This is a genomic window from Crystallibacter degradans, assembly GCF_012952295.1.
Taxonomy (GTDB): domain Bacteria; phylum Actinomycetota; class Actinomycetes; order Actinomycetales; family Micrococcaceae; genus Crystallibacter; species Crystallibacter degradans.
On record NZ_JABBCH010000001.1, the window covers coordinates 435236 to 452827 of the forward strand.

The following is a 17592-nucleotide window of genomic DNA, read 5'->3' on the forward strand; positions in this document are numbered from 1 at the left end:
GGCGGCGCCGGGCTATTCGAGTCCCAGTAACCTGACGTGGACCTCCAGATGCTGTTCGAACAGTCCGGCCGAGTCGGTGAATGTGTTCTCCCCATACTGCCCGAAGACCTCGAAGCTGACGGCACCGAAAAGCGCGGACCAGACCATCACGCCGTGGACGACCAGCCGCTCCGGAGCAGACAAATCCAGCTCGGCGCGGATCTTGGCCAGATCGTCGGCGAGAACCGGCCGCAGCGCGCCCTGTTCCCCCTGTTCCCCCTGTTCCCCCTGCTCCCTTGGCACGATCTTCCCGGTGCGATAGGCCGTTTCGAGAATGTCCACCAGCGCCCGGATCACCCGCGTTCCGGGGCCGGTGGTGCGCTCGGCAGGGGCACGGTAGCCCGGAACAGGGCTGCCGAACAGCAGCGCGTAGCGGGACGGTTCACGGATTCCCCATCCGCGTACCGCCCGGGCCAGAGCCTTGTACTGCATGATGAAATCCGCACCGGCGGACACGACTGCTTTATCCACCTCGTCGCCGAGCTCGCTGTAGGCGTCCACGACCAGCAGGGTCAGCAGCTCGTCGCGGCTTTTGACGTAGCGGTACACCGCGCTGGAGACGACGCCAAGATCGCGCGCCACAGCCCGCAGGGACAGCGCTGCCGCGCCCTCGACCGCCAGATGTTCCCGGCCGATCCGGATAATTTCAGTGATGGTTTGCTCTCGTGCACGCTCCCGCGGAGTACCAGCCATGCCCTCTACCCTGCCGCCGCAAGAGAGCACTGTCAACTTCAGAGAGCAGTGCTCTTGACAGGATTGCAACGGCGGCGCATTCTGGGTTGAGAGAGCACCGCTCTCCAATTCTTGAGACTCCAGGGATGGGACAAGCAATGTCAGATCTGCACATCGTCACCGGCGCCGGGCCCATCGGCTGGACCGCAGCCGAGCAACTCGCCGCACAGGGCCACGGGGTCCGGTTGCTGACCCGCTCCGGCAGCGGACCCGAGCACCCTCTGGTGGAACGACGGAAAGTCGACGTCTCGCAGCCGGCCGGATTCGAAGCCGCACTCGAAGGCGCCGTCGCGGTCTTCCATTGCATCCATGCCAGCGCCTACAGCGCCAAGACGTGGGCCCATGAGCTCCCGGCCGCCGAACAAACGGTACTCAAGGCAGCCGGGCGGGCCGGCGCCGTCGTTGTTTTCCCGGAAAGCCTTTACTCCTATGACCGGCCGCAGGACGTCATGACGGAGCGCAGTTCACGGAACGCAGCGTGCGGCAAACGCGGCATCCGCGCGCAGCTGCTTCGGGCGCGGGCGGCTTCGGCGACGCCGACCGTGAGCATGGTGGCCTCGGATTACTTTGGTCCGCGGGCGCTCAATGCCCACGCCGGCGAGCGTATGGTGCCGGCAGTCCTGGCGGGCAGGACCATCCGGGTGATGGGAAACCCGGACATGCCGCATTCCTTCACCTACGTGCCCGACCTCGCCGCGGCGATGATCGCGGCCGCGCACAACCCGGCGGCCTGGAACTCGGTGCTGCATGCTCCCACCGGACCGGCGGTGACGCAGCGGACCATGGCGGCGGCCTTTGCCCGCGCCGCAGGAGTAGCAGCGCCGAAGGTTGGTGCGATTCCGGGGTGGGTGGTGCGCGCCGCGGGCCTGCTGTCGGCCGATGCCCGTGAACTCGCGGAGATGCTCTACCAGTTCGAGGAGCCGTTCGTCATGGACTCGCCCTCCACGCAGGCGCTGCTGGGGCTGGCTCCTACCCCGTTCGCGGCGGCAGCGGAAGAGACGGTGCATTGGTGGCAGGGCGAACATGCTTCTGCCCGGCGGTAAATCCGGCCGCACCTGCCGCTTAACGGCAACCGGTACGTATACTGATGGTCCGCCGCCGAAGAGCGGAGGCCGTCCCGCTGACATCATCCAGTTTGAGGAGCCGTCCATGCCCCTGTCCGACGAGGAGAGAAAGCGGCTGGCCGAACTGGAACAGCAGCTGGAATCGGAAGACCCCAGACTCGCGGCTTCGCTCTCGGGCAAGGGCCGCCAGCCAGGAGCCGGCTGGAAACTAAGCTTCGGCGCCAAGCTCATGCTGGTCGGTGCCCTGCTCCTGCTGTTCAGCATTTCGACGAACAACTCGGTGCTGTCCGTGATCGGCCTGGTCACCCTGCTCGCGGGGATGTTCCGGATGGCCACGGACTGGATCCGTCAAAACTGAACCGCTATGTGTCTGTCCGGGAGGACCAGTACCTGCGCGAGACTGCGGTGCGTTTCAGGGACTGAAACGCACCGCAGTCCCAGCGGATGGCCGCGGATTCGCCGGACCCGATGATCCGCCGGGCCTGATACCGCTAGACGCGGCTGACGTCCCTGGTCTTGTGGTCGTAGTGGAAGGTCAGGGCGCCGCCGTCGTGGTGGAACTCGTGGTTGGCCCCGTCGCGGACGCCGAACGCACCGTAATTCTCTTCCCAGGACCGGTCCAGCGCGACCTTGTAGGTGTAGTAGCCGGCGGGCAGTTCCGCGGTCAGCTTCCAGAGCCGGTCCGACGGATCCAGTTCCATCTGGACCTCGTCGAAATGCGGCTGCCAGTTTTCCGGCGCACCGAGCTTGGTGCTGAAGTCACCGGCGATCGCTACTGCCTCCGGCTGCCCGGCGGTATCCACGGCCGCGGCAGGCGCTGCAGTCTCGACCGGAGCTGCGGGTTCGGTTGCGGCCGGCGCTGCGGTTCCGGCTGCTGCAACTGCTTGCGCTGCGGCAGCAGTCTTCTTCGCGCGCGGCTTGCGGCCCCCGGCCTGCTTGGATTCCTCAACCGGTGCCACCGCGGACTTCGATCCGGAGGTCTTCGCGGCCGCCGCTGCGACAGCCGGAACCGGCGAGCCGTTCTGCAGTGCGTCGGTCAGGGATTCAGCATCCGGGAAAGCGGCCGCGGCGCGCAGCCCCTCGTCCGTCAGCACCCAGCCGCCGCGCTTCTTGACCAGCCAGCCGGCCTTGACCAGCTTGCTGGTGGCGGTGGTCAGGGACTTATGGCCCCGCGGGACTCCCCCGGCAAGCAATTCGCTTTCGGCATCGTTCAAGGGCAACTGCGTGATGGCCTGCGCCAGGACTGCGCTGCCGCCCATGGCAGCCTCGCCGGAGGCAGCCGCCTCCGCCAGCGTGTCCAGGACAATTTTCAGCCGCAGGTTAGTACGGTCGGCAGGATTTGTGCTCATTATGGTTTTCCCCATCGTCGATCGCTTACTTGCAGTGTGGCATGACGGTGATGCCGGAAGGATAAGTTAAAGGTTAATTCCTCATGACTTAACGGTTTGTGACACCGCTCTCCCCAATCGGCAACGATGTTACAGGTGTCCTGCCCGGATTCGGAACACGGCGCGCCGGTTCAGCTTTCGTCGCGGAAGTGCAGGACGGGTTTGAGGACCGCGCCTTCCTTGGCCGCCTGCGCAGCGGTATTGATGTCCGCGAACGCGTACGGCGCCACCAGCTTGTCCAGCGGCATTCTGCCTTGCTGCACCAGCTCCACCAGCGCCGGCAGGAACAGCTGCGGCATCGAGTCGCCTTCGGTGATACCGGTGATCCGCCGGCCGTTGAGCATGTAATTGATATCGACGTCGACGGTCGTTCCCGCGGCTGGCGCGCCGATCAGTCCCAGCTCGCCCAGCGGGGCCAGCGCATTGAGTGCCGTGCCGAGCACCCCGGCGTTCCCGGTGGCGTCGATCGCATGGGTGACGCCTAATCCGCCCGTCAGCTCCACGAGCGCCTCCCCCGCGTCGGTTTCCTTGCTGTTAACCACGTCTGTGGCGCCGAGTTCCTTCGCCAGTTGCAGGCGGGAATCCACCAGGTCCATCACGATGATCCGCACCGATCCGGTTAACGCCGCAGCCATCACGGCGGCCAGGCCCACGGCCCCGGCGCCGAATATCGCCAGGGTGCTGCCCGGTGCAGGCCGCAGCACGTTCAGCACCGCGCCTGCCCCGGTCTGGATGCCGCAGCCCAGCGGTGCCAACAGGGAAAGGTCCGCGTCCGGATCCACCTTGCTCAGCCCGCGCTCGTCGGCCAGCACCAGGGTGGAGAACGAGGACTGGGCGAAAAAGTGCCCGTGCAACACCTCATCACCCTGGCGGATGGTCGCGCTGCCGTCGGCCCGTCCGCCGCCGAGCAGGTTGCGGGACAGGAACTCCACGCAGTACGCCGGATGCCCGGAGCGGCAGTTCCGGCACACACCGCAGCTGGTGAAGGTCATCAGCACCTTGTCGCCGGGCTTGACGGATGTGACGGCGCTGCCCGTGGCCTCCACGATCCCCGCGCCTTCATGCCCCAGCACGCCGGGCAGCGGAAACGGTATATGGCCCGCCTGCACGCCCAGATCGGTGCCGCAGACCCCGCTGGCCACCACGCGCACCACCACCTCGTCCGGCCGCGGATCGTCCAGAGTTATATCTTCAAGCGCGAAGTCCTCGTGCGTTCCGCGCAGGACGGCGGCCCGGGCTGATGTCGTCATCGTTTCCACCTCAGGTAAGCGGGCCGTAGGTTCGCCCCGGCGTGGATCGTGCTGAGGCCAGCCTAGGTGCGGAAGGAGGACCCGGCTAGGGCCATCCGGCCACGCCCTGGCGGTACTCCCGCACGGTCATGGCGGTCAACGCCAAGTTCACCGTCAGTGAATCCTGCGGCGCACGGCGGCGATCAGAGGTTGCATAAAAGCTATGAAGATCCTGGTGCTCGGCGGTACGGCATGGCTCGGCGGAAAAATTACGACGGCGGCGCTGCGGCTTGGCCACGACGTGACCGCTTTGGCGCGGGGCGAGTCGGGGCCGGTTCCGGACGGCGCGGTCTTCCGCCGCGCCGACCGGGACTTGCCGGACGCCTATGCTGCGGTCGGGCGGCAGTCTTGGGACGCCGTCGTCGACGTCTCGAGCCAGCCCGGCCAGGTGCGGCGGGCTGCGGAGGCCCTCGCCGGCTGCGCGGACCGGTACATCTTCGTCTCCTCCTGCAGCGTCTACGCGGGGCACGATGTCCCGGGCGCCGATGAGTCGGCCCCGCTGCTTCCGGCTCTGAATGCGGACGTCATGGCATCGATGGAGACCTACGGGGAAGCCAAGGCCGCCTGCGAGCAGCACGTGCTGGACGCGTTCGGTCCCGGCCGGGCGATCATCGCACGCGCCGGTCTGATCGCCGGCCCCGGTGATGTCTCCGACCGCACCGGCTACTGGCCGCTGCGCTTCGCCCGCCCGGCGGCCCCTGACGACAGTGTGCTGGTGCCCGATGCGCCGGAGCTGGCTACGCAGGTGATCGATGTCCGGGACTTGGCGGCCTGGCTCGTTGGAGCAGCGGAGCGCAAAGCCAGCGGCACGTTCAACGCAGTCGGTGAGCCGATGATGCTGTCGGCGCATCTGGAGCTTGCCCGTCAGGCCGCAGGCCACACCGGTCCGGTGGTTTCCGTGGCGCCGCAGCGGCTGGCCGACGCCGGCGTCAACTACTGGTCCGGCGAGCGCTCCCTGCCGTTGTGGTTGCCGCTGCCCGAGTACTCCGGGTTCGCGTCCCGCGACAACCGCGCCGCCGTGGCAGCAGGGCTGAAGCTGCGGCCGCTCGCCGAGACGCTGGCGGACGTGCTGGACTGGGAGCAGGCGGCCGGCCCGGACCGCGAGCGCAAGGCCGGACTGACCGCCCAGGAAGAGCGTGAGCTCCTCGCCGCACTGTGACGGGCTGTGCAAGAGCGGGCCATTGTGGCCTTCGGACCACGGTTGTACGCTGGCAGCACGCCGCGCAGAAGGGGCATCGTCATGACTATTCCACAGCCGCCGCCGGAACCGGATCCGGATCCCACCTCGCCGCACCCGTCAGAGCCCGGCAGGCCGAATGAGCCCGGTGAGCCTGATCCGATGACACCGGATCCGTTCCCGAACCCGTTGCCCGGCCCCGAGCCGGACAACCCGCCGGAACCGCCGCCGCCGGCTCCCGGTCCGTTGCCGATCCCGGAGCCCGGACCGGTCATCCCGCCGCGCGAGCCTTAAGCCGGGCGCGGCCGCCGGATCACTGGCCATCGATCTATGCGGGGCCAGTTGTCGGGAAAGCGAACGGCGGCCGGCCGCCGAACCAATTCAGCGCAGGCATCGTCCGCATGCGTTTTGAAACGGGCCCACCTGTCACGGTTCGGCAACGTCCCGCCGTCGTGGTCCTTGCCCGGCTCCGGCGCGATAACGATTGCATTCGATCCGGATCCTCGGGGCACAAGGTCCTGCCCGTTTCCGGCCAACAGCGGTAAATTTGTAGTACGTCGGCACGGTCTCGAGGAGGCGCGAAATGTCATTATCCGATGAGGAACGACAACGGCTGGACAAGCTTGGGCACCAGCTGGAAGAAGATGATCCACGCCTGGCCAAATCCCTCTCCGGCAAGGGTGTCCTCGTCTTCGGGCACCGAATCGGCAACGGGGCATTAATGGCGCTGGCCGGGGCGTTCCTGCTGCTGGCCGGTATCGCCGGCAACTCGCTGCTGCTGGCCATGGTGGGTGTCATCGCGTTCGCGGGCGGGCTGCTGGTCTCCGGCACGGACTGGTTCCGGGGGCACGTGCATCACGGCCCCCAGCACTAGCTCAGTCCTGCAGTGAGTTGAGCTTTTCCACCGCGGCGTCCTGACCGGCGGCGATTCTCTTCAGGTCCGGGGTGACCAGCTTCAGCTCGGACAGTTCCGGCGCGCCCGGGCTTCGACCAACATCGGGTTGTTCCACGCGCTCCCCCCGGTCTGCCTCGCCTGAAGCGGCAACTCGGCTATATTGGCCGGAACAGGTAACTTCCTCCAACCACCGGGAGCGTTCCGTCATGGCCCAAGAAGTCGCAGCCCAGCTCGTCGACCAACTCCGCGCCGCGGGGGTCCGCCGGATTTACGGGATAGTGGGCGACAGCCTCAACCCGATTGTGGACGCGGTCCGGCAGACCGGCGGGGCGGCCAAGGGCGGCATCGACTGGATCCACGTCCGCCATGAGGAAGCCGCAGCCTTCGCCGCGGCGGCTGAAGCCCAGCTGACCGGGCAATTGGCGGTCTGCGCCGGCTCCTGCGGGCCGGGCAATCTCCACTTAATCAACGGGCTCTACGACGCCAACCGCTCGGGTGCGCCGGTGCTGGCGATCGCCTCGCACATTCCCAGCAAGCAGATCGGCACCGTCTACTTCCAGGAAACCCATCCGGACCGGCTCTTCAACGAATGCTCGGTCTACTCCGAAATGGTCAGCACCGCCGAGCAGGCCCCGCGGGTCACGCAGAGCGCCATCCGGCATGCCCTCGGCAAGCGGGGCGTCGCCGTCGTTACCTTGCCCGGCGACATCGCCAGCCTGGAGGCTGTAGCCCCGACGCCGCTGTGTACCCCGTTCCTGCCCGCCACCGTGGTGCCGGCCGCCGAAAGCGTCAAACAGCTCGCGGACGCGATTAACGACGCCGGCAAGGTCGCCATTTTCGCCGGTGCCGGCGTGGAAGGCGCGCACGATGAAGTGGTGGCCCTGGCGGAGTTGATCGGCGCGCCGATCGGGCATTCGCTGCGCGGCAAGGACTTCATCCAGTACGACAATCCGTACGACATCGGCATGACCGGCTTGCTGGGCTACGGTGCCGCGGCCGAGGGCATTGAGGACGCGGACCTGCTGATCCTGCTGGGCACCGACTTCCCGTACGACCAGTTCCTGCCGGACACCCGCACCGCCCAGGTGGACCGGGCGCCGGAGCACCTGGGCCGGAGGACGGATGTGGACATCGCGATCCACGGCGACGTGCTGCCCACGCTGGCAGCCCTGATGCCGCTGCTCAAACGCAAGAAGAGCCGCCGCTTCCTGGACCAGATGCTCAAGAAGCACGACAAGCTGATGAACAAGGCCGTGGGCGCCTACACGCGCCGTGCCGACAAGATCAAACCCATCCACCCCGAGTATGCCGCCTCGCTGCTGGACCAGGTCGCCGCCGAGGACGCCGTCTTCACCGCGGACACCGGGATGTGCAATGTCTGGACCGCCCGCTACATCACCCCGCGCGGCACGCGTCGGCTGATCGGCTCCTACCTGCACGGCTCCATGGCCAACGCCCTCCCCCACGCCATCGGCGCGCAACTGGCCTACCCCGAACGCCAGGTCATCTCCGTCTCCGGCGACGGCGGGCTCTCCATGCTGCTGGGCGAACTGGTCACCGCGGCGGCCTACCGGCTGCCGCTGAACGTCGTCGTCTTCAACAATTCCAGCCTCGGCATGGTGAAGCTGGAGATGCTGGTGGACGGGCTCCCGGACTTCGGCGTCGATGTCCCGGACACCAACTACGCCGCTATCGCCCAGGCCATGGGCTTCCATGCCGTCCGCGTCACCGATCCGGCCGGCATCGAGAAGGCTTACCGGGACGCCTTCGCCCACCCGGGCCCGTCGCTGGTGGAACTCATCACCGATCCGAAGGCGCTCTCGCTGCCGCCGAAGATCACCGGGACCCAAGTCTTCGGCTTCGCCACCGCGATGTCCAAAATCGTGCTGAACAGGGGAGCCGGCGAAGCTGTCAGCATGGCACGGAGCAACCTGCGCAACATCCCCCGCGGCTAACCGCGGAGTCGGACGGCTCTCCGGCTGCGCCAGCAGCCGGGGTCCACTGCGGCGTACGGTGGGTGCATGGAGGACATCGTCGAATTCCTGCTGGCGAGGATCGCCGAGGACGAGTCCAACCTGCACTCCTGGTGGCACACCGCGTCCGTTCCCGTGCTGGACCGGGCCCTGGCCGAGTGCGAGGCGAAGCGCCGGATGATCGAGCAGCTGCAGCGCCTCGACGCCGTCCACCGCAGACCGATGCTGCTGATCATGGCCGTGCCATACGCCGGGCATCCCGCCTACCGGGACGAGTGGCGCCCTTAGCTCCGGCAGCCCAAGAGCCTGTGCGTTTAACCAACGCCCGACGGCGGTGCCAGTGCCCGCTACAAAGCGCAGCCTCTCCATATGAGGGGTCGGAGAACCTCTGCTGACAAGGACACCCGGCGATCTGGCAGCTCGCCGGCGCGCTCTTTACGAACCGATTCCAATAACGTCCAGATCGTGCCCAATGATTAAGCGTCCGTCGAAACCTTCACCACATGCCTCCCAGACTTCATCGGGCCGATTACCCGGAACTAGATGCGACAGCACCAGCGTTTCGACACCTGCCTCCTGGGCTATTGGACCGACGTCCTCAATCACCGTGTGTGCTTGGATCAGGTGTTGATACAACCCTTCCTGTGCTTCGTCGCGTGGTTCAGGGAAGAGCGATTCGGGCCACGACTTGTCGATGACTTCGTGGACGAGAACGTCAGCGTTCTTCGCCAAGGAGATGATATTGGGTGTTTTACCTGTGTCACCTGAGAAGACAACGGAGCCAGCGTCGGTATCGAATCGGTATCCCAGAGCGGGGAAAACCGGGGCGTGGTTCACAAGCGTTGCCGAGACCTTGACGTAATCGTCCTCGAAGAACGTGAAGGGATCCATCTCGGGACACGGATCAGTGTTCGGATCCTTCATATAACGGGCAGGAACGGGAACGTCATGAGCTTCCCAAAGCTCTTCCGGACGCGGCTTGCGGTTATCGAATAAGCGATCGTTGAAATCCGTGGCAAAGGCCTGCACGATGAGGTCTGTCATTTCTTTGGTTCCTGGCGTGGGGTTGCCTGGGCTGACGGGTTCAGGCGGTAGCCCGGGGCCGAAAAGTTCGGGCACCTGTCCACGGTTCCCCGGTCCCCAGATCGGGATCCTGTCTACAGATTGCAGACCATTGTAGAGCCCCTCGCTAAGGATGTTATTCAAATCGACGACATGGTCCGAATGCAGATGCGTCAGGAAAATTCCCGCAAGAGCATCTAAGGGGCCTTCCATATCCGTCTCAAATTTTGTTCCTAGTTCTGCTTTACGCGCCTGGTGCATGACTCCGTGACCCGCATCGATGACGTAGTATCGGTCCCCGACGACGAGTGCAGAAGATATGCCCTGCCGCTCGCTGCCCGGCCAATATGGCGGCCCGCCCGATGTTCCGAGAAGTACGAGTTTGGTTTGTTGTCCGCTCAACGGCAGAGGGCCGAAGCGCCGGGAGGCAGCCGATGCGGTCGAGGCAGCGCTGCTAGCCGGACTGCATGCTGCCAGAGAAGCGGCGGCCGCACCAACACCAAAACTTGCCAGCATCTTTCGCCGGCTAACGCCTGAGGACGCGATGTTGCTCAAGATGTCACACACGAATAGTTCTCCTGAATTACCGTTTCGAAACCTGTATTGGGTGCTCTTGCTGGCAGCCGGACGTCAGGCCGCGACGAACGTAGCGTCGCGGCCTGACGCTGCGACAGCTAGTTCTTTTTAAGGAAGATGCTGACGTCGTCGTTGTTGATCAGGTCGGGTACGGTCCAGCCGTCCAGGTCGTACTCGGACATGCATTGGTCGGCGAAGCCGGTCATCATGTCAGTGTGGCCCTGGGCCTGGGCGGCGAAGAGGATCTCAGCTTTCACGTTTTCGTGGTTGCCGGAGTAGTTGCGTTCGTAGAGTTCGTGCCGGCCGCCGAATTCGGTGCCGATCGCGTCCCAGAGCAGCTTCATCAGCTTCACCCGGTCCACGGCCTGGATGCCATCCGAGCCTCGGACGTACTTGTCCAGGTAAGGGCGGATCTCCGGGGTCTTGAAGTCCAGCGCGGAGGAGTTCAGGTAGATCAGGCCGGAAGCCACGTCCTGTTCGATGATTTCCTTGATACGCGGGTAGCCGGTGGACATGAACATCCGGTACGCCAGGCCGTAGTCGAGCTTGGGCAGCACGGTCCCGTCGGGGCCGGCATCCGGATTCAGCGCCATCGCGTCGGCAAGGGCGTAGAACATGTTGCGCCAGCCGATGACTTCGCCGGCGCGGGCCTGGACGCCGCGGAAGTCCTTGGTACCGGCGATTTCCAGGGCCTTGAGCAGCAGGCCGGCGATGAAGTCCAGTTTCACGGCCAGGCGGATTACGCCCTGGAACGTGAACCGGTTCAGGAACCCGGTCTGCGGGAAGAAGTTGTTGATCTTCTCAATGTCTCCGTACGCGAACACGTTCTCCCACGGGATGAGGACCTTGTCGAAGACGAACACCGAATCGTTCTCATCCAGTCGGGAGGAGAGCGGGTAATCGAACGGGGTGCCCATCACAGCCGCCTGGTGCGAGTAGGAGGCACGGGAGATCAGCTTTACCCCGGGTGCGTCCATGGGAACGGTGCAGATCAGCGCGAATTCCTTCTTCTTGATCGGCAGCCCGTAGTGCGCGATGAAGTTGTACTGGGTGATGGCCGAGCCGGTGGCAACGACCTTCGCGCCGGAGACAACGAGCCCGGCGTCGGTCTCCTTTTCGACCTTCATGAACACGTCGCCGACTTGGTCCGGCGGCAGATGCCGGTCCACCGGCGGGTTGATGATGGCGTGGTTCCAATACAGGACCTTCTCCTGAGACTCGGCATACCAGCGCCTGGCGTTGTCCTGGAACGGCTCGTAGAAGTCCGGCATCCCGCCCAGGGTGCCCAGGAACGCGCCCTTATAATCCGGGGACCGGCCCATCCAGCCGTAGGACATCCGCGCCCAGGTTTCGATCGCGGTTCGCGACGCCTTCAGGTCGTCAATGGAACGCGCGGCCTTGAAGAAGGGGTGCGTCAGGCCGCCGGAGCCGGTGTCGGTGCGGACCAGGAGCTTATCTGCTGTTTCCGGTTTGTGGAAGCCGTCGTAGAGGCGGGCGGCCATCCGCACGGAGTTGCGGAACGCCGGGTGGGTGGTGACGTCCTTGACCCGTTCGCCGTAGATCCAGACCTCTCGGTCGTCCCGGAGCGACTCGATGTATTCATCGCCGGTCTGGGGCTTGAGCTGATCCGCCTGCGTGGTCCGGGCGCTCATGTCGGTGTCGTTGCCTGTGGTGGTCGTGGTGTCGATAGTTTCAGTCATCGTCGTGTCCTTATCAGTTCAGCGGCCGTCAGGCCTGGATGAGGGGTTTGAAGGAATCGGCGCCGGAGAACCAGCCGGCCTCCAGCGAGTCGCCGCAGTGGTGCCAGTGGCTGGAGCCGGACATGGGGCCGATCTCGCGGAACTTGCCGCCAAAGAAGAGCAGTGGTTCCCGGTCCGTGGTCTCGAGTTTGTGGACTTCGCCGATCACGATCACGTGGTCGCCGCCGTCGTACACCTGCCAGGGCCGGCATTCCAGGGTTGCCTTGTTCTCCAGCAGGACCGGGACGTCCCCGTCCACGGTCCAGGCCGGTTCTTCCGGTAGCGGCCTACCGGCGAAATGCCATGCGACGTCCAGCTGGTCTTGGGAGAGGATGTTGATCGCGAACGGCGCGCCTTCCAGGTACTGGGCCGCCTTGGAACTGCGGGTCAGCGTAACCTGGGCCAGCGGCGGATCCAGCGACACCGCGGTAAACGCGTTCACCGTCGCACCGTGCGGGGTGCCGTCCGCGGAGCGGCAGGTCACCACGGTCACGCCGGTCGCGAACTGGCCGAACGTGTTCCGCAGCTCGCGCGGATCGATGGCCGTTGCGGCAGCGGCAACGGGGGTTGTTTCAGACATCATGTCCTCCTGCTGTTGGGGCACGGCCGGCGGGGGGTGGGGTCGCCCCGCCGGCCGCACAGCTTGCGGTTACGCCGCGTCCAGTACGAAGTTGTAGGTGACTTCGCGGCCGTTCCCATCCGCCTTGGGCGTGGGATCGAGGATGAGTTCGGGCTTGACGGCGGAGGCGATGTCGTCGCCCACATGCTCATCCCCCTTGAAGTAGAGCTGCGAGGTGACCAGCTGGTGCCCTGGCGCGGAGATCTTCAGGTGCAGATGCGCCGGCCTCCAGGCATGCCAGCCGGCCGCCGCGATCAACTTGCCGCAGGAACCGTCCGTGGGAATCTGGTACGGGGCCGGCTGCATGGTATGAATCCGGTAGTCGCCGTTCCCATCCGCGATGACGGTCGCGCGCAGGTTCCATTCCGGCAGGCCTGGGGCGAACTGGGAGTAAAAACCCAGATCGTCCGCGTGCCAGATCTCCACCGTGGCTCCGGGCAGCGGCGTTCCGGCCAGGTCAGTGACGCGGCCTTGGAAGAGCAGTGGCGTGCCCTCCTCGTCGTCGCGCATCGGCAGGGTCGCCGGGGACTCAAGCTTTGGGGCGTCCGGAATGTAGTACGGTCCCTCGATGGAGCCCTTCGTGCCCTCACGGTTCTCGTTGGCCACCTGCTCCACCGAGTGCTCCACCCATACGTCCAGGAATAACGGCCACTCCCCGTCCTCGCCGACCTGGATCAGCCACGCCTTCAACGCGTTGTACTCGTCGTAGGTGACCTTTTCTTCCAGGATCGTCTGGTTGATGGCCCCGATGACCCGTGAGGCCAGCAGGTCCACCCGCTCCTGGCTGGTACCGGCCGCGAACTTCTTGTTCTCCCGAAAGCGGTCCGTCGCATTGGCACCGGAAGCAGCCGCCGTTGCCTGTGTTTCAGTAGTCATTACTGTCCCTCCTATGGTCTTCGGCGATATCGCCGTTAGACAACAGTGTTCTGGATCACACCAATTGGCGGGGGCTGTTCACGAGGATCCGGCCGAACAGTGACAAAACAGGTCCGGTGGGTGCTAATCCGGCACGGCGCACCTCTGTCTTCGGTGCGGATGACTTCGACGGCGGTGCGGAACCTAAGGCGCGACGCTGAGGAGGGCGTCTTTGCGCAGTTGGAGCGGAGTGAGCCCGAAACGCGCCTTGAATGCACGGGTGAAATAGCTTTGCGACGCGAAGCCGGCCTGTGCGGAGATCCGGCCCACCGGCGTCGTTCTTTGGGTTGGATCGGAGAGGATGGTCCGAGCCAGCTCCAGCCGCAGGCCCAGGACATAAAGACTGGGCGGTTCGCCGGCCTCGGCAAAGATCCGGGTCAGATGGCGTTCGCTGATGCCGACCGCCGCGGCAACTTCGGCGGCACTGAGCCGCGGATCGCCCAGCCTGTCCTCGACGTAACTGCGGGCGGTGGCAAGGTAGCCGGCACCGGTGCCGCTGCGCTCCCCTCTGATCATGAGGCTAAGCAGTTCCAGGGCCGAGTCCTCCGCGCGCTCCAGATCCGAGGGCTGGCCGGGCTGCGCCTGCCCGACGATCGTACCGCTGACCAACTTGGCCAAGGCGAGCATGTGCCGGTTCGCTGACTCGCCCTGATTGAAGTTGAAGACCCGGGGCTTTAACAGCGGTTTCCCGCCGGACAGTTCCAGATAGTCATCGCGCGGGATGGTGAGCACCAGTTCACGCAGACCCTTGCAAAAGCCCCGCAGAAACGGCCGGTCGGCGTCGTAGATGACCGCTTGTCCGGGTTTGAGCGATTCCTGTCCGTCTCCATAGTAGAAAAATGCTTCGCCTTCCAACGCGAAGAAGACGGCAATGGCGTCCATGGGGTTCTGCCGGATGAACCGTTCGTTTCGTTCCACTACCTGCGCACTGCCCTTGACCTGGGCAAACTTCAGCGAGGGAAAATGCAGGTTCACCTCGCTGGCCTGCAGCGGGGCATCGTCCATGGTGCGGATGTCCAGCGGAATCAACGCCTTGGAGTTATGGTGCTCCCAGAGCTGGACCCGATTGGTAGCCGGGATGCCGTCGGTGCTGAACTTCAGGAGCTTGGCAGGCTTGTGACTGGCAAGACCCGGGGCCGGAACTGTGGTTTGTTCCTGTCCCGGGGCAGAGCCCTGCCTTGCAGCGGCACGCCGCGCGGCATCAAAGTGGTGCTGGCTCATGGATCAAGTAGTGTAGCGTGAATCACATTTTCCCGATAGCCCGGCACTCTGCCGAGAAGGTGTTCGCTGGTCTAGGCACCGGATGTCAGTAGCCGTAACCGCCTTCCTTGGCGTTCTGGGCCTCGGCTGAGCCATCCACCTTTTCCGAATCCGGGCCGGCCGACGCCTCCATCGGCTCCTCCTGGCTGCTGCCGGCTTCGGCGGCCGGCTGGGGTTCGTGCGGATGCAGTTCCGAGTCCTCGGGCTGATCCTTGTTTTCGTTCTCTTCACCGGTCATCGTGGACGCTCCTGGGCGTTGCTCTGTCCTGCGGGTTGCCGGACGGCGGATTCCCAGCGTAGGTAGGTGCTAAGCAACCTGTCTACACCCTTCTAGACGCCGTCCCGCGTAGGATCGAGCCGAGGGCGGCACTGCCCGGCGACACACTTCAGGAGGACCATCATGGACATTGAAGAAGTCGACCTGCTGGTCATCGGCGGCGGCAAGGCGGGCAAATCCCTCGCGATGGACCGGGCCAAGGCCGGGCAAAAAGTTGCCATGGTTGAACGCGGCATGATCGGCGGCACCTGCATTAACGTGGCCTGCATTCCCACGAAGACCCTGATCAACAGCGGCCGCGTACTGGAGACCGTCCGTCGCGCCGAAGAGTTCGGCATTTCCGGCGTCGAAGACCCACGGATGGACCTGGCCCTGCTGAGGCACCGCAAAGACGACGTCGTCGGCACTATGGTCAAGGGGCAGCTCACCAGCTTCACCGACTCCGGCATGGACTTCATTCTGGGCGAAGCGAAATTTACCGGCCCCAGAACGGTGCACGTCGACCTGAACGACGGCGGCACACGCGTCCTGCGCGGCACCGACGTCGTGATCAACCTCGGCACCGAACCAGCGCTGCCTCCCATCGCCGGGCTGGCAGAGGCCCGGGTACAGACCAGCAACACTTTGCTGGAGCTTGAGTCCCTGCCGGAGAACATTGTCATCCTCGGCGGCGGCTACGTCGGCTGTGAGTTCGCTGACCTGCTCAACACCATCGGCGTTGACGTCACGATCGTCCAGCGCGGAAAGCAGTTGCTTGGCCGCGAGGATGAAGACGTGTCGGCCGCGGTCAAGAAGGCCTTTATCGACGCCGGCATCACCGTCCGACTCGGCGCCGCAGCCGAGAAAATCCAGCGCGCTGCGGACGGCACGGTCACCATCACCCTCGACGACGGCGAAAGGCTCAGCGCGGAGGACGTCCTGGTGGCGCTCGGTAGGAAACCCATGACCGACGGCGCCAATCTGGAAGCCACCGGCGTAGTCCTGGACGACCGCGGCTTCATCGAGGTCGACCAGCAGTTGCGGGCGGGGGATGGCGTCTGGGCCGCCGGCGATGCCGCCGGGACCCCGCAGTTCACGCACGCTTCCTACGACGACTACCGCATCCTCAAGGCCAATCTGGCCGCCCGGCATGGCGACGGCGAAGCCCGCACCACCGCCGGACGGCTCATCCCCTACACGGTCTTCATCACGCCGGAGCTGGGTCGGGTCGGCCTGACTGAGCAGCAAGCCCGCGACGCCGGCCACGACGTGCGCATCGCCAAGATGCCGGTTGCCGCCATTCCGCGCGCCCGTACGTTGGGCCAGACCGAGGGCGTCTGGAAGGCCGTGCTGGACCGGAAGACCGGCAGGATCCTGGGCGTGGCGCTGCTAGGCACCGAGGCCAGTGAAGCCATTGCCGTGGTCCAGATGGCCATGCTGGCAGGGCTGGACTTCACGGCGGTCCGGGATGCCGTCATCACGCATCCGACCATTGCCGAAGGACTGAACCTGCTCGTCACCCCGGCATACCTTGAGGATTGAGCCACCGGGACGGCCGCGCTGCGGGCCAGATAGTGGAGATGGCCGTATCAGCCTTGCCGGCGCTCCCGGAAGAAATCGTCCTCCCGGCCGTGCCGCAGCGCCTGGTCCCATTCGGCGATGAATCCGTCGAGGAGCCCTTGATCTTCGGCGGCAATAAACAGTGCCATGTCCTGATCGGCTGTTTCCCTGCGGGTGACGGCCCAGATCTCCTCGTACCGGCCGGCACGCCCGGCTTCCCGCAGCACGGCCCGGAACCGGCGGCTGTACTCCCGTTGTTCCGGCCGGCCGAAGCGCTCTGACTTCACGTATACAAACGCCAGCACCGCAACCACGGCTCCGCCAAAAACCACGGTTCCAACCAGCGCGATCCCGTCCGGCAGCAGGAGGGAGAGGCCCACCAGAGCAGGCCCAGGAAAACCATCAATGCCCCAAGGACGATGATCACCGCTCCAGATTAGCCCTCCCAAACGGGGATCGGAGGCGCCCGGGAATGACCCAAGTTCCTTACTGTAGGACGGCCTGCTACCGGTTACCCAGGTTAGACGCGCCTAGCGCCGCCGCATCCCTCAGATTGAGGGTGTTAGCGCTCCCGGGCCGGGCCTACGATGAGCCCTACACCGGCTCGCACCATGAGTTCCCTGCAGCAGCAAAAGAAGGATCCGTCATGGAATGTATTACCTGGTTTGTGCCTATCCTGCCCGGGAAGCTTGAGGCGTGGAGGGCTTTCGTGGAGGAGATCAACGGTCCGCGCAAGGACGATTTCGCCCAGTCCCGGCAGCGCCTCGGAGCCAGCCGTGAAGTGATCGGCCTGGTCCAGAGTCCCGAAGGAGACTTCGCCGCCTTGTTCCACGAGGGCGAGAGCGTCTCCGCGGGGTTCAGCAAGCTGGCTGCCTCCGAGGACCCCTTCGACGTCTGGTTCAAGGACAAGATTCTGGAGCTCCATGGGGTCACCAAGGAGATGCTGGCTCAGGGACCGCCTTCTCAAGTGGTGTTGGACTACCGGGCGTAACGGCGCGGAGCTTAATTAGACCGCATGGAGGTGGCGTTGCTGCAGTAGCCGGTTCAC

20 protein-coding genes are annotated in these 17592 nt (G+C 65.2%); 9 read left to right on the forward strand and 11 right to left on the reverse strand.

Annotated elements, in window-relative coordinates:
- Nucleotides 1-12: 12 nt before the first annotated feature.
- Nucleotides 13-732, reverse strand: a complete 720-nt coding sequence (locus HGO92_RS01905; protein ID WP_169991345.1) for a TetR/AcrR family transcriptional regulator — start codon at nt 730-732, stop codon at nt 13-15.
- A 137-nt stretch (nt 733-869) separates the two neighbouring features.
- Between HGO92_RS01905 and HGO92_RS01910 the strand changes: the two genes are divergently transcribed.
- Together HGO92_RS01910 and HGO92_RS01915 are read left to right on the forward strand one after the other, a co-directional pair.
- Nucleotides 870-1814, forward strand: a complete 945-nt coding sequence (locus HGO92_RS01910) for an NAD-dependent epimerase/dehydratase family protein (RefSeq protein ID WP_169991346.1) — start codon at nt 870-872, stop codon at nt 1812-1814.
- A gap of 106 nt (nt 1815-1920) precedes the next feature.
- On the forward strand, nt 1921-2193 hold the full coding sequence (locus tag HGO92_RS01915; RefSeq protein ID WP_169991348.1) for a DUF3040 domain-containing protein: 273 nt from the start codon (nt 1921-1923) through the stop codon (nt 2191-2193).
- 133 nt (nt 2194-2326) lie between these two features.
- On the opposite strand, the gene HGO92_RS01920 is transcribed toward HGO92_RS01915, so the two are convergent.
- Nucleotides 2327-3184 (reverse strand): pullulanase X25 domain-containing protein, encoded by an 858-nt coding sequence (locus HGO92_RS01920; protein ID WP_169991350.1) that lies wholly within the window; start codon nt 3182-3184, stop codon nt 2327-2329.
- A gap of 170 nt (nt 3185-3354) precedes the next feature.
- Complete coding sequence (locus tag HGO92_RS01925) at nt 3355-4473, reverse strand: NAD(P)-dependent alcohol dehydrogenase (protein ID WP_169991351.1); 1119 nt, start codon at nt 4471-4473, stop codon at nt 3355-3357.
- Between the two features lie 202 nt (nt 4474-4675).
- On the opposite strand from HGO92_RS01925, the gene HGO92_RS01930 reads away from it, so the two are divergent.
- From HGO92_RS01930 to HGO92_RS01940, 3 genes are all read left to right on the forward strand, one after another.
- Nucleotides 4676-5671, forward strand: coding sequence for an NAD-dependent epimerase/dehydratase family protein (locus tag HGO92_RS01930; RefSeq protein WP_169991352.1), 996 nt, complete (start codon nt 4676-4678; stop codon nt 5669-5671).
- Nucleotides 5672-5752: 81 nt separating this feature from the next.
- Entirely contained in the window at nt 5753-5983 is a 231-nt protein-coding gene (locus HGO92_RS01935; protein WP_169991354.1) for a hypothetical protein, read from the forward strand.
- A 289-nt stretch (nt 5984-6272) separates the two neighbouring features.
- On the forward strand, nt 6273-6563 hold the full coding sequence (locus HGO92_RS01940) for a DUF3040 domain-containing protein (protein ID WP_169991356.1): 291 nt from the start codon (nt 6273-6275) through the stop codon (nt 6561-6563).
- Between the two features lies 1 nt (nt 6564).
- On the opposite strand, the gene HGO92_RS24185 is transcribed toward HGO92_RS01940, so the two are convergent.
- Nucleotides 6565-6699, reverse strand: coding sequence for a hypothetical protein (locus HGO92_RS24185; RefSeq protein ID WP_277351849.1), 135 nt, complete (start codon nt 6697-6699; stop codon nt 6565-6567).
- 91 nt (nt 6700-6790) lie between these two features.
- Between HGO92_RS24185 and HGO92_RS01945 the strand changes: the two genes are divergently transcribed.
- Together HGO92_RS01945 and HGO92_RS01950 are read left to right on the forward strand one after the other, a co-directional pair.
- Entirely contained in the window at nt 6791-8539 is a 1749-nt protein-coding gene (locus HGO92_RS01945; RefSeq protein WP_169991358.1) for a pyruvate dehydrogenase, read from the forward strand.
- A gap of 66 nt (nt 8540-8605) precedes the next feature.
- Nucleotides 8606-8845, forward strand: a complete 240-nt coding sequence (locus HGO92_RS01950) for a DUF6221 family protein (protein WP_169991359.1) — start codon at nt 8606-8608, stop codon at nt 8843-8845.
- 147 nt (nt 8846-8992) lie between these two features.
- Here HGO92_RS01950 and HGO92_RS01955 read toward each other — a convergent pair whose 3' ends face one another.
- The 6 genes from HGO92_RS01955 to HGO92_RS01980 form a co-directional block, all read right to left on the reverse strand.
- The gene (locus tag HGO92_RS01955) at nt 8993-10174 is read right to left on the reverse strand and encodes an MBL fold metallo-hydrolase (RefSeq protein WP_240974335.1); all 1182 of its coding nucleotides are present in this window, start codon (nt 10172-10174) and stop codon (nt 8993-8995) included.
- A gap of 119 nt (nt 10175-10293) precedes the next feature.
- On the reverse strand, nt 10294-11895 hold the full coding sequence (locus HGO92_RS01960) for a 4-hydroxyphenylacetate 3-hydroxylase family protein (protein WP_169991361.1): 1602 nt from the start codon (nt 11893-11895) through the stop codon (nt 10294-10296).
- Between the two features lie 28 nt (nt 11896-11923).
- A complete protein-coding gene (locus HGO92_RS01965; protein WP_205834088.1) occupies nt 11924-12514 on the reverse strand; it encodes a flavin reductase family protein in 591 nt (196 codons plus the stop codon).
- A gap of 69 nt (nt 12515-12583) precedes the next feature.
- Complete coding sequence (gene catA / locus HGO92_RS01970; protein WP_169991363.1) at nt 12584-13429, reverse strand: catechol 1,2-dioxygenase; 846 nt, start codon at nt 13427-13429, stop codon at nt 12584-12586.
- A 183-nt stretch (nt 13430-13612) separates the two neighbouring features.
- A complete protein-coding gene (locus HGO92_RS01975) occupies nt 13613-14689 on the reverse strand; it encodes an AraC family transcriptional regulator (RefSeq protein WP_169991364.1) in 1077 nt (358 codons plus the stop codon).
- Nucleotides 14690-14774: 85 nt separating this feature from the next.
- Nucleotides 14775-14966 (reverse strand): hypothetical protein, encoded by a 192-nt coding sequence (locus HGO92_RS01980; RefSeq protein WP_169991366.1) that lies wholly within the window; start codon nt 14964-14966, stop codon nt 14775-14777.
- A 162-nt stretch (nt 14967-15128) separates the two neighbouring features.
- On the opposite strand from HGO92_RS01980, the gene HGO92_RS01985 reads away from it, so the two are divergent.
- Nucleotides 15129-16526, forward strand: coding sequence for a dihydrolipoyl dehydrogenase family protein (locus HGO92_RS01985; protein ID WP_169991368.1), 1398 nt, complete (start codon nt 15129-15131; stop codon nt 16524-16526).
- A 47-nt stretch (nt 16527-16573) separates the two neighbouring features.
- On the opposite strand, the gene HGO92_RS01990 is transcribed toward HGO92_RS01985, so the two are convergent.
- Nucleotides 16574-16924 carry a hypothetical protein gene (locus HGO92_RS01990; protein WP_169991370.1) on the reverse strand — a complete coding sequence of 117 codons (351 nt, stop codon included), beginning with the start codon at nt 16922-16924 and terminating at the stop codon, nt 16574-16576.
- A 266-nt stretch (nt 16925-17190) separates the two neighbouring features.
- Between HGO92_RS01990 and HGO92_RS01995 the strand changes: the two genes are divergently transcribed.
- Nucleotides 17191-17535, forward strand: a complete 345-nt coding sequence (locus tag HGO92_RS01995; protein ID WP_169991372.1) for a hypothetical protein — start codon at nt 17191-17193, stop codon at nt 17533-17535.
- The last annotated feature ends 57 nt before the right edge of the window (nt 17536-17592 follow it).

What these genes read in the sequence shown, in the direction of transcription:
- HGO92_RS01905 (WP_169991345.1), bottom strand. Translation starts at nt 732, where the DNA reads ATGGCTGGTACTCCGCGGGAGCGTGCACGAGAGCAAACCATCACTGAA.
- HGO92_RS01910 (WP_169991346.1), top strand. Translation starts at nt 870, where the DNA reads ATGTCAGATCTGCACATCGTCACCGGCGCCGGGCCCATCGGCTGGACC.
- HGO92_RS01915 (WP_169991348.1), top strand. Translation starts at nt 1,921, where the DNA reads ATGCCCCTGTCCGACGAGGAGAGAAAGCGGCTGGCCGAACTGGAACAG.
- HGO92_RS01920 (WP_169991350.1), bottom strand. Translation starts at nt 3,184, where the DNA reads ATGAGCACAAATCCTGCCGACCGTACTAACCTGCGGCTGAAAATTGTC.
- HGO92_RS01925 (WP_169991351.1), bottom strand. Translation starts at nt 4,473, where the DNA reads ATGACGACATCAGCCCGGGCCGCCGTCCTGCGCGGAACGCACGAGGAC.
- HGO92_RS01930 (WP_169991352.1), top strand. Translation starts at nt 4,676, where the DNA reads ATGAAGATCCTGGTGCTCGGCGGTACGGCATGGCTCGGCGGAAAAATT.
- HGO92_RS01935 (WP_169991354.1), top strand. Translation starts at nt 5,753, where the DNA reads ATGACTATTCCACAGCCGCCGCCGGAACCGGATCCGGATCCCACCTCG.
- HGO92_RS01940 (WP_169991356.1), top strand. Translation starts at nt 6,273, where the DNA reads ATGTCATTATCCGATGAGGAACGACAACGGCTGGACAAGCTTGGGCAC.
- HGO92_RS01945 (WP_169991358.1), top strand. Translation starts at nt 6,791, where the DNA reads ATGGCCCAAGAAGTCGCAGCCCAGCTCGTCGACCAACTCCGCGCCGCG.
- HGO92_RS01950 (WP_169991359.1), top strand. Translation starts at nt 8,606, where the DNA reads ATGGAGGACATCGTCGAATTCCTGCTGGCGAGGATCGCCGAGGACGAG.
- HGO92_RS01960 (WP_169991361.1), bottom strand. Translation starts at nt 11,895, where the DNA reads ATGACTGAAACTATCGACACCACGACCACCACAGGCAACGACACCGAC.
- HGO92_RS01965 (WP_205834088.1), bottom strand. Translation starts at nt 12,514, where the DNA reads ATGTCTGAAACAACCCCCGTTGCCGCTGCCGCAACGGCCATCGATCCG.
- catA (WP_169991363.1), bottom strand. Translation starts at nt 13,429, where the DNA reads ATGACTACTGAAACACAGGCAACGGCGGCTGCTTCCGGTGCCAATGCG.
- HGO92_RS01975 (WP_169991364.1), bottom strand. Translation starts at nt 14,689, where the DNA reads ATGAGCCAGCACCACTTTGATGCCGCGCGGCGTGCCGCTGCAAGGCAG.
- HGO92_RS01980 (WP_169991366.1), bottom strand. Translation starts at nt 14,966, where the DNA reads ATGACCGGTGAAGAGAACGAAAACAAGGATCAGCCCGAGGACTCGGAA.
- HGO92_RS01985 (WP_169991368.1), top strand. Translation starts at nt 15,129, where the DNA reads ATGGACATTGAAGAAGTCGACCTGCTGGTCATCGGCGGCGGCAAGGCG.
- HGO92_RS01995 (WP_169991372.1), top strand. Translation starts at nt 17,191, where the DNA reads ATGGAATGTATTACCTGGTTTGTGCCTATCCTGCCCGGGAAGCTTGAG.